This is a genomic window from Thioclava sp. SK-1 (assembly GCF_001705665.1).
GTDB lineage: Bacteria > Pseudomonadota > Alphaproteobacteria > Rhodobacterales > Rhodobacteraceae > Thioclava.
This window is the reverse complement of sequence record NZ_MDHA01000032.1, coordinates 36,518-50,435: the sequence shown is the minus strand read 5'-3', so window position 1 is coordinate 50,435 and position 13,918 is coordinate 36,518. Positions and strand designations below refer to the sequence as shown.

General features: G+C 57.5%; 14 protein-coding genes. 7 read left to right on the top strand and 7 right to left on the bottom strand.

The genetic code is table 11. The features are described from left to right. Positions 1-216: 216 nt before the first annotated feature. Positions 217-1,044, bottom strand: a complete 828-nt coding sequence (gene dapD, locus BFP70_RS06385) for a 2,3,4,5-tetrahydropyridine-2,6-dicarboxylate N-succinyltransferase (protein WP_066010537.1) — start codon at positions 1,042-1,044, stop codon at positions 217-219. Between the two features lie 186 nt (positions 1,045-1,230). Between dapD and BFP70_RS06380 the strand changes: the two genes are divergently transcribed. Next, the gene (locus tag BFP70_RS06380) at positions 1,231-2,082 is read left to right on the top strand and encodes a TIGR00730 family Rossman fold protein (RefSeq protein WP_066010536.1); all 852 of its coding nucleotides are present in this window, start codon (positions 1,231-1,233) and stop codon (positions 2,080-2,082) included. 90 nt (positions 2,083-2,172) lie between these two features. Next, on the top strand, positions 2,173-2,550 hold the full coding sequence (locus BFP70_RS06375) for a nuclear transport factor 2 family protein (protein ID WP_066010535.1): 378 nt from the start codon (positions 2,173-2,175) through the stop codon (positions 2,548-2,550). A 20-nt stretch (positions 2,551-2,570) separates the two neighbouring features. On the opposite strand, the gene BFP70_RS06370 is transcribed toward BFP70_RS06375, so the two are convergent. The 3 genes from BFP70_RS06370 to rlmN all read right to left on the bottom strand — a co-directional run bounded on the left by BFP70_RS06370 (position 2,571) and on the right by rlmN (position 5,613). Continuing rightward, positions 2,571-3,287 (bottom strand): gamma-glutamyl-gamma-aminobutyrate hydrolase family protein, encoded by a 717-nt coding sequence (locus BFP70_RS06370; protein WP_066010534.1) that lies wholly within the window; start codon positions 3,285-3,287, stop codon positions 2,571-2,573. Beyond that, on the bottom strand, positions 3,284-4,264 hold the full coding sequence (locus BFP70_RS06365) for an amidoligase family protein (protein WP_255356624.1): 981 nt from the start codon (positions 4,262-4,264) through the stop codon (positions 3,284-3,286). The genes BFP70_RS06370 and BFP70_RS06365 overlap by 4 nt, the downstream gene beginning before the upstream one ends. Before the next feature lie 164 nt (positions 4,265-4,428). Beyond that, positions 4,429-5,613 (bottom strand): 23S rRNA (adenine(2503)-C(2))-methyltransferase RlmN, encoded by a 1,185-nt coding sequence (gene rlmN, locus BFP70_RS06360; RefSeq protein WP_066010533.1) that lies wholly within the window; start codon positions 5,611-5,613, stop codon positions 4,429-4,431. Positions 5,614-5,769: 156 nt separating this feature from the next. Here rlmN and BFP70_RS06355 point away from each other — a divergent pair, with 156 nt between their 5' ends. Beyond that, positions 5,770-6,822, top strand: coding sequence for a Hint domain-containing protein (locus tag BFP70_RS06355; protein WP_066010532.1), 1,053 nt, complete (start codon positions 5,770-5,772; stop codon positions 6,820-6,822). Here BFP70_RS06355 and BFP70_RS06350 read toward each other — a convergent pair. Beyond that, entirely contained in the window at positions 6,782-7,306 is a 525-nt protein-coding gene (locus tag BFP70_RS06350) for an invasion associated locus B family protein (protein ID WP_066010531.1), read from the bottom strand. The two genes, BFP70_RS06355 and BFP70_RS06350, sit on opposite strands and share 41 nt — an antisense overlap. Positions 7,307-7,503: 197 nt before the next feature. Between BFP70_RS06350 and BFP70_RS06345 the strand changes: the two genes are divergently transcribed. Continuing rightward, positions 7,504-8,496 carry an asparaginase gene (locus tag BFP70_RS06345; RefSeq protein ID WP_066010530.1) on the top strand — a complete coding sequence of 331 codons (993 nt, stop codon included), beginning with the start codon at positions 7,504-7,506 and terminating at the stop codon, positions 8,494-8,496. 96 nt (positions 8,497-8,592) lie between these two features. On the opposite strand, the gene BFP70_RS06340 is transcribed toward BFP70_RS06345, so the two are convergent. Next, a complete protein-coding gene (locus tag BFP70_RS06340) occupies positions 8,593-9,351 on the bottom strand; it encodes a TSUP family transporter (protein WP_066010529.1) in 759 nt (252 codons plus the stop codon). Between the two features lie 213 nt (positions 9,352-9,564). On the opposite strand from BFP70_RS06340, the gene accD reads away from it, so the two are divergent. The 3 genes from accD (at position 9,565) to BFP70_RS06325 (ending at position 12,995) form a co-directional block, all read left to right on the top strand. Further along, positions 9,565-10,518 carry an acetyl-CoA carboxylase, carboxyltransferase subunit beta gene (accD, locus tag BFP70_RS06335; RefSeq protein ID WP_066010528.1) on the top strand — a complete coding sequence of 318 codons (954 nt, stop codon included), beginning with the start codon at positions 9,565-9,567 and terminating at the stop codon, positions 10,516-10,518. 67 nt (positions 10,519-10,585) lie between these two features. Next, complete coding sequence (locus tag BFP70_RS06330; protein ID WP_066010527.1) at positions 10,586-11,857, top strand: folylpolyglutamate synthase/dihydrofolate synthase family protein; 1,272 nt, start codon at positions 10,586-10,588, stop codon at positions 11,855-11,857. 100 nt (positions 11,858-11,957) lie between these two features. After that, the gene (locus BFP70_RS06325; protein ID WP_066010526.1) at positions 11,958-12,995 is read left to right on the top strand and encodes an LLM class flavin-dependent oxidoreductase; all 1,038 of its coding nucleotides are present in this window, start codon (positions 11,958-11,960) and stop codon (positions 12,993-12,995) included. On the opposite strand, the gene BFP70_RS06320 is transcribed toward BFP70_RS06325, so the two are convergent. Continuing rightward, entirely contained in the window at positions 12,992-13,915 is a 924-nt protein-coding gene (locus tag BFP70_RS06320; RefSeq protein WP_066010525.1) for a phosphotransferase, read from the bottom strand. The genes BFP70_RS06325 and BFP70_RS06320 overlap by 4 nt on opposite strands. Positions 13,916-13,918: the final 3 nt, after the last annotated feature.

Genomic DNA, 13,918 nt, shown 5'->3' with positions numbered 1-13,918 from the left:
TCCAGTTGAATAAAGAACGCAGGCAAACAAACATCGGTTCCGCAACTTTGTAAATTTAGCGCTAAGCATGTTTCGCAGCGCGTGGGCCCCCGCAAGGCCCCGGCGAGTGCGAGCAGCACCTCAGCCGGGGGGAAAGGGTGCGGCCTGGGTTCAGGCCATCACCCCTGTCACACAGGCAGCGGCCCAAAATGATGGCCGCGCCCAGTCTGTGCCGGCTTAGTCGCGCAGCAGCTCATTCACGCCGGTCTTGGACCGAGTCTTTTCGTCAACGCGCTTCACGATCACCGCGCAATACAGATGCACGCCGTTTTTCGATGGCATTGAGCCCGACACCACGACCGAGTAAGGCGGCACTTCGCCATACATTACTTCGCCGGTTTCACGATCAACGATCTTGGTCGATTGACCCAGATACACGCCCATACCCAAGACAGAGCCTTCACGGACGATCACGCCCTCAACAACTTCGGAACGCGCGCCGATAAAGCAGTTATCTTCAATGATGGTCGGCCCCGCCTGCATAGGTTCCAATACGCCACCAATGCCGACACCGCCCGACAGGTGCACGTTTTTGCCGATCTGCGCGCATGAACCAACGGTGGCCCATGTGTCAACCATCGTGCCCTCGTCCACAAAGGCGCCAAGGTTCACGAAAGACGGCATCAAAACGGTGCCTTTGGCGATATAGGCCGATTTGCGCACAACACAGTTTGGCACGGCGCGGAAGCCAGCCGCCTTCCAATCCGCCTCGGTCCAGCCTTTGAACTTGCTGTCGACCTTATCCCACCAGCCGCCGCCTTGTGGACCGCCTTCTTGCAGCTCCATGTCTTTCAGACGGAAGCCAAGCAGAACGGCCTTCTTGGCCCATTGATTGACATGCCAGCTGCCATCGGCCTGCTTTTCAGCCACACGCAGTTTCCCACTGTCGAGCATGTTCAGCGTGGTTTCGATGGCCTCACGGGTTTCGCCCGTGGTTGCCGGTGTGATCGCATCACGGGCGTCCCATGCGGATTCGATGGCGGTTTCAAGCGCGGAATACGGCATCTGTGCCTCCTAATCGGTTAGGTTTGCGCTTCTATGGACCAGCCTTGATCGTTTCTCAACGGTTATTCGGTCTTGTCCTTGGGGTTCACCGGAACATATAGCGCAAATCCTCCTTGCGCATCTCCCGTGTGGCGGAGCCGGTAAAAAACAGTCATACCAAGACGAAAGTAGAGAGGAGCCCCCGATATGGCCTCACATGAGACCACTGAAGAATTCGGCCAAGAGCCCCACCGCACGACCCTGCGTGACAGCGTCGAAGATGCCCGCAGCGCCGACCGCGTGCCCGATACCCCACAGACCAGGTCCCCCGCTTATCGGCTGGCATTTACCGATGATGATTTCATGATGCGCGAAGAATTGCGCCCCGTGCGGCTGCAATTGGAATTGCTGAAGCCGCAGATGATCATGGATGAACGCGGTATCGAATCCGTTGTGGTGATGTTTGGTGGCGCGCGCATTCCGTCACCCGAAAACAAAGGCACCGCCAAGACCCCCTATCTGGCAGAACTGTCGCATTACTATACCGAAGCAGAGATATTTGCGCGCAAAATGACCGAACGCTCTATGGCGGAATATGGTCGTCAGCATGTGGTTTGCACCGGCGGTGGCCCTGGCGTGATGGAGGCCGGAAATAAGGGCGCACATGAGGCGGGCGGCCAAACCATCGGCCTGAATATCGTGCTGCCACATGAGCAGGCGCCCAACCCCTATGTCACACCGTCGCTGTCGTTCAATTTCCATTATTTTGCGATCCGGAAAATGCATTTCTTAATGCGCGCCTCTGCAATCACGGTGTTTCCCGGCGGGTTCGGTACGCTTGACGAGATGTTCGAGGCCCTGACACTGATCCAAACCAAACGGATGCAGCGCGTGCCGTTCATTCTGTTTGGAAAGGCCTTCTGGGCTAAAATCATCAATTGGGACGCGTTGGCGGATGCCGGCACAATCTCGCGCGATGACCTGAAGCTGATCTCATTTGTCGAAACTGCAGATGAGGCCCTGGCGGTAATTGACGCCTTTAATCCAGAGGGCTGTTAACCCTGCCTTTAGCACGAATAGGAATGGGCCACCGCAGCGCCCATTCCTATGCTATACTGTGGTCTTATTCGGTGACAAAGCGAGGAGGCCATGACCACGATCCCTGCGCTGATAGAGCGCTACATTGATGCCTATAACGCGATGGATATCGGGGCCATGTTGGCAATGATGCCCGAAAACATCCATTTTCGCAGCATCGTGGATGGCGCAACCTACGCCCAAGCCCATGGCAAATTAGAATTCAGCCAAATGGCAACCTTTGCCATCAGCGCATTCAAATGGCGCAGACAGGTCATTACCCATGCGATCACCGTGGCGGATCATACATTGATTGAGGTCGATTATTTCGGTGAGCCAGCGATGGATCTTCCCAATGGTTGGAAAGCGGGACAAGAGATTGCCTTTAAAGGCCGATCCAGCTTTCGCATCAGCGGGCAACATATCACGCAAATTATTGACCAAAGCTAACCCGGTGAAAGCCAGGTCCCTCAGTGGCGTGCCACCGCACTGACTTCGGCCAATTGTGCGCGATCTTCTGACCGTGCACGAGAAGCCGCGACCAGGGCACGAAACAACGCCCGCTGACGCCGTGCATAGGTCAGATATTCAGGATGCCATTGCACGCCTAGGGCGAAAGGCTCTGATACGCGTTCAATGGCTTGAACCATGCCGCTGGGATCACGCGCCGCAACCTGCAGCCCATCGCCCAGCCTGTCCACCGCCTGCGAATGCAGCGCATTGACCCGCATCGGCTGAACCCCCGCCAGATCTGCCAGCCGGGTATCCGCGCATATCTGCACGTCTTTCTTTGGCAATATAGTTGAGAATTTTCGCTCCCCATAATGTTCATAAGCGTTCTGATGCAGGTTCCCGCCCAGCGCGATATTCAGCATCTGCGCGCCGCGGCAAATCCCAAGCACGGGCTTGCCATGTTTCATCGCCTCTTCAATTATGCAGGTTTCCAGCGCATCACGTTCCGGGTCCAGAACTGCAGTGGTGATCAGCTCTGCGCCATATAATTCGGGCGAGATATCATCCCCGCCGCCCACGATGACGCCGTCCACCCCGGCGACCTCGGCCCGGGTTCCGGCAGCCCAACGGATGGCACGTCCACCCGCCAAGGCAACCCCTAGCGCGATAAAGGGAAACACCCTCCACCCTGTTTTCAGCGATGTGGTGACGCCGATCAGCGGTCGCTGTGTCATACCAGCCCCGCGCCTTTTAACATCGCATGCGCCTTATCGGGCCAGCCAATGCCCAGAAACTGCATCCCGGAATGCTGGTCCGTCCATGCACGGCACAAACGGCGCAGAAGGGCCGTATTCCCGGCCACCTGTTCAACCAAATGCCAGCGCCGCCATTCAGTTTCAATAGACCAGTCCGGATCGGAAATCCGGCAATCCGGCAGGCGAAAGTGAAATGCAGGCCGGGGTTTAACAGTGCCGCCTTTGCCATCTTGTGCCGCGATGATTTCTGGATGCAGTTCCACAAAGACTGGCAGCATATCCAGCCCATGGTTGCGCGACAATGTGGCCTCGCGGTAGCAGCGGATCACATCGGGCAAGGGCGCATCCGGACCCAGCTCCACCAAGGCACGGATCAGCTTCTCGGGATAGCGGTCAGTGAATGGCAATGTGGCCCGCGTTGCTTCGATCGGCCATGTCTTGCGCATCCAATCTTCCAGCACAGCATAGGCCAAAAGTGGGCGCACGACCGCGTCCGGCCCCGCAATTTCAGGGTTCAGATGCAAGCCAAACCCATAAAACGCGCTTTGTTCTGTACCCTTTGCCCCGTGCGCGCGCAAAACGGCAATCAACCGATCCAGCTGTGTCATCTGGTCGCGCGTCAGTGGCTCTGTCACGATTTCTACCGGGACAACTTCACGCCCCAGCCGCATCCCCAGATCCTTTAGCGGGCCTTGGATATGCTTGCGTAGCGCAAGGTCCAGATAGATCTGTAAGGTGCCAATGCAGGACCCTTCAACCACCCAATCCTTATCATTGACCATCCGCGCTGTGCCCCCCAGCGCCTGAACGGCAAGCTGGGCTGTGCGGCCTTCGTCAATTCCGGCAAATTCGACCTCGACTCCGGTGCGCCGCGGTGCACCATCGGCATTTAGATCTTTGGGAAGCGCCGCGAAATCTGGCGAAGCATGCATATCTGTCGGCGTCTGATTTGTCATAGGTCTCTCCGTATCACAGATAGAACGCGGCTCATCACAATTGCGTTCCCACCTGTGTTCAGGATTTTCGGCCTGATACAGACCCCCGACCGGCACGCACCATAAAAAACTCCTCGCACAAGCATGAGCGAGGAGTTTTGAAAACCTACCTGGTCGTGATCAAATTACAGCCCGGCCTCAGCCGCAATATCTTTGCGCGATTTTCGGCCACGTTCGGTTTCGGATTTCAGCTGCCCACAGGCCGCCATGATATCTTCACCACGCGGTGTGCGGATCGGGCTGGCATAACCGGCCTTATAAATAATATCCGCAAAATTTTCGATCCGCTCCCAGTCAGAACGGGTATAGGGGGAGCCAGGCCATTCATTAAACGGGATCAGGTTGATCTTCGCCGGGATGCCACGGATCAGCTTCACCAGCCGACGCGCGTCCTCATCCGTGTCATTCACATCCTTCAACATCACATATTCAAAGGTAATCCGCTCCGAATTCGACAGGCGCGGATAGTCGCGCAGTGTATTCAGCAGGGTTTCAATATTCCACCGTTTGTTGATCGGCACCAGCTTATCACGGACCTCATCCGTAGTCGCATGGAATGATACAGCCAGCAAACAGCCGATCTCTTCTGCGGTTTTCGCGATCTCTGGCACAACACCAGATGTCGATAAGGTGATCCGGCGACGTGACAGCGAAATCCCCTCGCCATCCATGACGACCTGCATTGCGTCGCGCACATTGTCAAAATTATACAAAGGCTCGCCCATGCCCATCAAAACAACATTCGACACAAGCCGCGGCGCATTTTCATTTGGTGCGCCCTGCTCAGGCCATTCACCCAGATCATCGCGCGCCAGCATCACCTGACCGACGATTTCGCCGGGGGTCAGGTTGCGCACCAGCTTTTGCGTGCCTGTATGGCAAAATGAGCAAGTCAATGTGCAGCCAACCTGGGAAGAAATACACAACGTCCCACGGTTTTCTTCGGGAATATAGACCGCCTCCACCTCGTGGCCGCCTTTGATTCGCAGAAGATATTTGCGCGTCCCATCCATCGATACCTGTTTGGTAACGACCTCAGGCAAAGCAATTTCGAATTTTTCATCCAAAAGCGCACGGTAATCTTTTGACAGATTGGTCATCGCGTCAAAGTCGCGCACGCCCCAATGGTAGATCCACTGCCAGATCTGCCCCAGACGCATCTTTGCCTGCTTTTCCGGTGTGCCAGCCTCGATCAGCGTAGCACGTAGCTGGTCGCGGGTCAGGCCCACAAGATTGATCTTACCGCCCTCGGGCAGTTTACGCGGGATCGTCATCACGTCTTGCGTGATGGGTGCAGATGCATCGGTCATGGCGATTTCCTGAGAATGAGCGGCCCCTATACCGCATTTACATCCTAAAACAAAGGGCAAAACACGTTGGATATTTGCCAAAATACAACCATAGGATTTATTAGGATTATATAAATCACCCCATGGCAGATTTGATTCAACCTAAACGGGTGTATTATGGCCTTAGTGACCGTCACACCATATCAGGGCGCATTGCTAGCGCCGCATTTGCTCAGCTCAGCTCAGACGATCATATTGGGCAATTTCGGGACGCCGCTGACCAATCAGCTGATCACAGAAACGCAGCTACCATTAGGGGAACCAGTGGATGTCGGCGGCACAGATTATGTGACAATCGGGTCTGGCACCGCGCAGCCCGGCATCAGCATCTTGGGGGTGACGCTTCCGACCGGTTTTCCGGTGGATCTGGTTGTGGTGCAAGATGGCGCGGGTGACGTGTTTTTCCTTTATCCCGATGGGGAACCCTTTGCTACCGGGATGATCGCCCTGATCGTCGATATTGATGAGATCGGCTATAATTTATTGACCAACGGACCACTGTGTCTGGCACAGGGCACGATGGTATTGACCTGCGCCGGACGGGTGCCCGTAGAACATATCGCACCAGGCATGCATATTGCGACATCCCAATATGGCTTTCTGCCGGTGCTTTGGCGCAAACAAGAGATCTTGCCGCGACATGGCTTGGCGATGACTCTGCCGCCGGGCAGCGTCCCGGGCATGACCCACCATTTGACCACAACGCTGCAACATCGGGTGGTCTTGCTCACCGACTTGCCCGGGTTTGAACGCGCCCTTGTGGCGGCGCGCCACTTCAGCCAGCGCGATATTGCCGCAATTCACCGCCATGTAGGGTCCAAAGGTCATGCCGCGCCCGCTGCCACAGCCCACACGGTTTTATTCGTTCCTACTGCCACGTCACGCCAGCTTTATGGCCAATGGGGTCGAAGTGGAAAGCCTGCTGCTGGGCCCGATGGTGCTACTGCGTTTTCCCAAACTTGCCCAAAAGGCCCCAGACGCGATGCAACCGGCTCTGCCAATTTTAAAACCGGGCATCGCGCGCAAAGAATTACGCCGGGCGCAAATACAAAACGCGCCCCATTGGGACGCGTCAAATGCCTGATCCAGCAATCGCTTGTGGCAGCGCAAACTGCCAAAATACTAGTGCTTATTGGCAGCGCTTTTGCGCTTCTTCCATCGCGGCGGTAAAGCCCATCAATGAGAATGTGTCCTGTGTCTGCGTTCCACGTGCAGACCGCCCGGTCAGCGTCACGTCAGCCCCGGCCTTTAGTGCGGCGACGATTTTGCTGTCTTCGGAAGGGGAACCGGCCCAAGCGCCCTCCCCATCAGTGAACAAGGTGAATTCCGTGCCGCCGACGTTCATCCCAACCGTGGAATCGGGTGCGAAAGGATAGCCCCCCATAAACGAAATCTCGCCTTGGTTGCCCGGACGATAGGTCACAAACAATAAGATATCGCCGCGACGCACCTGTACCGGTTTGCCATCTTTGGAATTGACCGTATTTTTCGGCGCTGCAACGCCCCAGCATTCCTGCGGAGATGTCTCAACGAAAACGCTCCAATCGGTCTCTGCCGCGACGCGATTGGTGGTTTCCTGTGCAAACGCCGGCATGGTCACTGCCATGGTCGACGCAGTCAGGATCGCGGCTCCGCGCAGAAGGTATTTGATCATGATTACAGCCTCCAGCTGCCTTGTGCCTCTGTCCCGCCTGATTGGCTTTTGCCGTTTTTTACGATGGCGGACGTGAATTCAACTCGATAGGAGGATGATAACGCATTTGTGGCCCAATGCGAAAGCCCCCACGGCAAATTTCCGCCTAATTGTGTTGGGTTTTCCGGCGCCCTGGCGCGAGAAGGAAGGGAAAAGGCATGTCGACTGCAATACCGATGATCGAACTGTGGCGCGGTGGAATGTTGGAATCCGTGCATCATGGCCACGCGGTGATTTGGGGCCCCGGCGGAATTGAGGCGGCATGGGGCGACCCGGACGCGGTCATCTACCCGCGCTCCTCATGCAAGATGTTGCAAGCCCTGCCCCTGATTGAAAGCGGTGCCGCAGACGTCGCGGGCTTGGGGCAGGTACAACTGGCGTTGGCCTGTGCCAGCCATTCCGGCGGGGCGATACATACAGATGCAGTGCAAGACTGGATAGCGGGTCTGGGCCTATCGGAGGCAGATTTCCGTTGTGGGGTGCATATGCCATGGGACAGCGCTGCAAAGGCACGCTGCCAATGTGGGCAAGATCACCCAAACCAGTTTCACAATAATTGTTCTGGCAAACATGCGGGATTTTTAACGCTTAACCAGCATTTGAAAGGCGACAGCGACTATGTCGCGCTGGATCATCCGGTCCAGCAAGCGTGCCGGGCCGCCTTTGAAGACATGGTCGGACAGACCGCGCCGCATTGGGGTATTGATGGCTGTTCTGCGCCAAATTTTGCCTGCTCAATCGGCGGACTGGCGCAAGCGATGCAGCGATTTGCCTCGGCGCGGTCGGGTGGCTCGCGCAGGGATGCTGCGGCAGAGCGGCTGACCCAGGCGATGATGGCCCATCCAGAGCTGGTGGCCGCAGCCCCGCGCGCCTGCACCCGACTGATGCGCGCGGCCAAAGGACAAGCAGCGGTAAAAACCGGAGCAGAGGCAGTTTATGTCGCAATTTTACCGCAACAACGCAAAGGGATCGCGTTAAAAATCACCGACGGCGCCACCCGCGCATCAGAGGCTGCCATTTGCGCATTGTTGTTACGCTGCAAGGTGATTGATCCGGCCGATCCAGTTGTTGAAAGCCTGATCCCATCCGCCCAGACCAATTGGCGCGGCAAAGTATTTGGAGAAATGCGCTGCGCAGATGGGTTTGCCTGACGCCAACTCACGGCCAAGATCGCGCAAGCCGCGGCATTGAGCCCCGGCCCGCGCGGTCAGCGCCTATCAGCGCCTCCACTGCGCACTGCCTGACCCTCAGATCAGATCCCAGATCAGTTTCAACGCCAAAAGGCCCGAGGTTGCCACCAACAACGGCTTAATCAGCCGTGATCCAATACGCATTGCCAATTTTGACCCCAAACGCGCGCCCGCAATCTGAGCCATACCCATAGCCAAGCCTAACACCCACCACGGCGCGCCAACCGCCGCAAATGCAATCAGCCCGCCAAAATTAGACGCGAAATTTAACAGTTTCGTATGTGCAGTGGCCTTTAGCACGCCATAGCCACCTAGCGTGACAAAGCCAATCATATAGAAACTGCCCGCCCCCGGCCCCAACAAGCCATCGTAAAACCCGACAAGCGGCACCACGAAAGCTGTGAACATCGCAGGCGAGATCCGCTGCACCCGGTCATCATCATTCAACCCGCGCCGAAAAGCGAAAAACGCCGCGATCGCAATCAACACAACCGGCAAGACCCAACGCAGACCTTCGGTTGGGATCACCGACACCAATAACGCACCCGCAAGCCCCGCCACACCGGCCAATAACGCAGGGCCGATTTGCTTACGAAACTCCACCATTCCGGATTTCGTATAGGAATATGCCGAGGTGGCCGCGCCAAAGACCGCTTGCACCTTATTGGTTGACAGCGCCTCCAGCGGGGACGCCCCTGCCAGCATCAAGATCGGCACCGTAATCAGCCCGCCGCCGCCTGCTATCGCATCCACAAAGCCGGCCGCGAATGCGGCCCCGATCAGCATGAGCGCCAGCTCTAACGACGTTTCAAACATAACATGCCCCTTATGATGCAGGTTGTCTTCGGCCCTCCATCGGCAATTGTAAAGTCTGTCACCACGCCACGCGCAGGGGTCATCCCCCCTGTAGGCAGATGCTTTTTCGCGCAGCCGGTGAAAAGAAGCCCCATAACCTGTGCCGGGCCTGATTGCATTTCCTTGGCAGCGCGCGTATCTCAGGGACCAAAGGTGCAAAGGGGCCACTGGCATATGAACTGGATTTCGAACTACGTCCGACCGAAAATCAATTCGCTGTTCTCTCGTCGGGAAGTCCCCGAGAACCTGTGGACCAAATGCCCTGAATGCGGCTCAATGTTGTTCCATCGGGAACTGAGCGACAACCAAAATGTCTGCACCAATTGCGAACATCACATGGCGATCACGCCGCGTGAACGGTTCAACGCGCTGTTTGATGCGGGGATTTTCACCGAAGTCACCGTGCCAGAGCCGATCCATGATCCGCTGCATTTCAAAGACCAGAAAAAATATCCCGACCGGATGAAAGGCGCGCAGCGCAAGACCGGTGAGAAGGAAGCGATGCTTGTCGCGGAAGGCGAGATCGGTCGCACCCCGATTGTTGCTGCGGCGCAAGATTTCTCATTCATGGGCGGGTCTATGGGCATGTTCGTGGGCAATGCGATCATTGCCGCAGCCGAGCGGGCCGTGGCGCTGAAACGCCCGCTGGTGCTGTTTTCTGCCGCCGGTGGGGCACGCATGCAGGAAGGTATCTTGTCCTTGATGCAGATGCCGCGCACCACGGTTGCGGTGGAAATGCTGCGTGAAGCCAACCTGCCCTATATCGTTGTCTTAACCCATCCGACCACAGGTGGCGTCACCGCCTCTTATGCGATGTTGGGCGATGTGCATATTGCCGAACCCAATGCGTTGATCTGTTTTGCCGGGCCGCGCGTGATTGAACAGACAATCCGTGAAAAGCTGCCCGAAGGTTTCCAACGCGCCGAATATCTGTTGGATCACGGCATGTTGGATCGCGTGACCCATCGTACAAAGCTGCGCGATGAGCTGATTACAATTTTGCGCATGATGATGGGGCTGCCGCCTGCGGTGATGGGCGATCTGCCTGCGCCAGAGCAAAACCTTGCGATTGAAGCCACCCCAGAAGGCGAAGCTGCATCCCCGGCGGTCGACACTAAACCGGCCTGATCTATATTGGGGGTGGCCCCGGTGTTCACCCCTAACCGTTATCCGCCCGCCACATGAGGCGCTGACCATGTCCCAGACCTCCGATGTTATTTTGACACGGCTGATGCAACTGCATCCAAAGGTTATTGATCTGACCTTGGATCGGCTAGAACGGCTGTTAAGCGCGCTGGACCATCCCGAACAGACCATTGCGCCCGTGATCCATATTGCGGGTACGAATGGCAAAGGCTCGACGCAGGCAATGATCCGCGCCGGACTGGAGGCTGCGGGGGAACGTGTGCATGCCTACACTTCGCCGCATCTGGCCCGATTTCACGAACGTATTCGTCTGGCCGGAACCCTTATTTCCGAACCAGATCTGTCCGCGCTGCTGGATGAATGCGCCGAGAAGAACGCAGGCGAGCCGATCACATTCTTTGAGATCACAACCGCCGCCGCGTTTTTGGCATTTTCGCGCAGCCCCGCCGATCATACTTTACTAGAAGTCGGCCTGGGCGGCCGTTTGGACGCCACCAATGTGATCACGCCACAGCTGTCGATCATCACGCCTGTAGATTTGGACCACCAGCAATTCTTGGGTGACACGCTGGAAGCGATTGCGGGCGAGAAAGCCGGAATTATCAAACGCGGCATCCCTGTAATCGTCGGGCCACAGCAAGATTCGGCCCTGGAGGTGATCGAGGCCCACGCCGCCCGGATGGGCGCACCTGTTCTGGCCTATGGTCAGCAATGGCAGGTTTGGGAAGAAAATGACCGGCTGATTTATCAAGATGAGCGCGGGCTTCTGGATTTACCCCGTCCCGCCCTGCCCGGCCCGCATCAGATCATGAATGCCGGGGCTGCGATCACCGCGCTGCGATACCTTGGACATGGCGAAGATATTATGGAGGCCGCGGTGACCCGCGCCACCTGGCCCGCACGGATGCAGCGGCTGAAAACCGGGCCGCTGGTCAGCGCCGCACCGCAGGCGGAAATCTGGCTGGACGGCGGGCATAATCCCGCAGCGGGCGTGGCCATCGCTGCCACGTTGGGCCTTCAGCCTGCACGCCCAACCCATTTGATTTGCGGCATGCTAAATACCAAAGATGTCACCGGCTATATGCGCCCACTGGCCCAACATGCGCGCAGTCTGCATGCCGTCGCCATCCCGGATGAACCCAACACCTTACCTGCACAAAGCACCGCTCAGGCCGCGCACGAGGCGGGCTTTGCCAATGTAGAACAGGCCGATAGCGTTGCAGCCGCATTGGCGCAGATCACCGCACAAGACCCGCAGGCCCGGGTTTTAATCTGCGGATCGCTCTATCTGGCCGGTACGATTTTGCGCGAAAACGGCTAAGCCCGATCATTGTCGAACAGGGTCTGTGCAATGGCTGCGATAGGCCCTCGACCTGTTGCCGCCTATCTTACGGTCAAGTTTTCACGGATAGGAGGCCCAAATGGCACTCGAACTTGGGCTGGATACATTCGGCGATATCAGCACCGATGATACAGGCGCGCGGCTGTCGGCTGCGCAGGTGATCCGCAATACCGTCACCGAAGGTATTTTGGCCGATCAAACGGGTGTTGATTATATCGGGCTCGGAGAACATCACCGCCCCGATTTTGCGATCTCTGCGCCAGAACCGATCATGACCGCGATCTTGACGCAAACACAGCGGATCAAGGTCGGCACCTCTGTGACGGTGTTGTCATCAGACGATCCGATCCGCCTTTATCAACGGTTTGCCACGATGGATGCCATCGCCCCGCAACGCGCCGAAGTGACGCTAGGGCGTGGATCTTTCACCGAAAGCTTCCCGCTGTTCGGGCTGGATCTGCATGATTACGAGACCCTGTTTGATGAAAAATACGATCTGTTCTTGCGGCTGATCCGGGATGAGCAGGTCAGCTTTGACGGGCAGCACCGCGCGCCCTTACACAATGTCACCGTGCATCCGCGCGCGCAAACCCCGATCCGCACATGGCGCGGCGTCGGCGGCTCGCCCGAGTCGGTTATTTCGGCTGCCGTCAATGACCTGCCGTTGTTGATGGCCATCATCGGTGGCAACCCCGCCCGCTTCGCGCCATTGGTGGATCTCTATAAGCGCGCCCACGATCAGGTCGGCACTCCTTCGCAACCCATTGGGGTGCACAGCCCCGGCTTTGTCGCGGCCACCGATGAAGAGGCCCGCGAGACCTATTTTGAAGGCTATCAGAAAATGCATGCCGCGATCGGTGCGTCGCGGGGGTGGCCGCCCCTTCGCCGCCAAGATTACCTGCATGAGATCGAAAACGGGTCACTTTATGTCGGCAGCCCGGAAACCGTGGCGCAAAAAATTGCGTCAACCGTCTCGGTGCTTGGCCTTAGCCGGTTCCAGCTGAAATACAGCTCCGGCCCGCAAAAAGCCTCGGCGTTGCTGCGCAACGTGGAACTTTATGGCCAAAAGGTCATCCCACGCGTGCGCGAAATCCTGACGCAAATCGACGCGCTTTAACCTAGCTGATCACACCAGTGTCGCGCGGCCATCAGGCGGCGCGGCTGCGGTTCACCCGCCCTCGACAGATGTTTCACATAGCACAGCCCCAAGCAAAACGGGACCAACGCGGCCCATTCCTCCTCTGGAATCACTTGGCTGGCGCGCAAGGCGAATGCCTCGGGCGCTGGCGTGCCATAAAAACTCCCGTCGCGCGCGATAAACCGCCCCGCGCGGGATGCCAGATAATGCGCAATATCCAAGGCAAGCGGCCCTTGCGTATTGCGTTCCAAGTCCACGCCCCAAATCTGCCCATCCGTTGTTGCGAACAGATTGTGATCGGCAAAATCGCCATGGGTAATACCGCGCCGTACCGGAAAATCCTGTAACCCTGCGCGCAATCCGTTCATCCGGGCAAGGACATCTTGCGCCTGACGCCGGTGATCCGTGGGCATATCAGGGTTCATATAGCCGTGCGCGATATCCATCCAATACCCCGGCGCAAACCGCCCCACCTGCACCTGCGGCGCAGCATAAGCGCTGAGCCAATGCCCCACCGCCCGCAGTATCGCGCTGGTTTGGGCCGAGTTGGCATGTGCCAACGCATCACGTACCGGTTGCCCAGGCGCGCATTCCATCACCAAAAGCCCATGAGCATGCTCTAACAGCGCCGGAACACGGTAGGTCGGCCCGCTTAAATCGCTATGGGCGCGGCGCAATTCCTGCGCCGCCATCTGCGCCAATGTCTCATCGCGGTACAGTTTGGCAATAACGACATCACCGCCCAGTCCAATCCGCGCCACTCGGCGTGGTCCCGGCTTTAGAACATCAAGTACCTGCCACTGCGCAAAACCGGCTGTTTGCTGCAACGCCACGTGAAGTGCCGCGCCTGCCTCGGCCTCCCGCGCTGCCTTTGACACTTGCCGCTCCAGCCAGTCCATCGC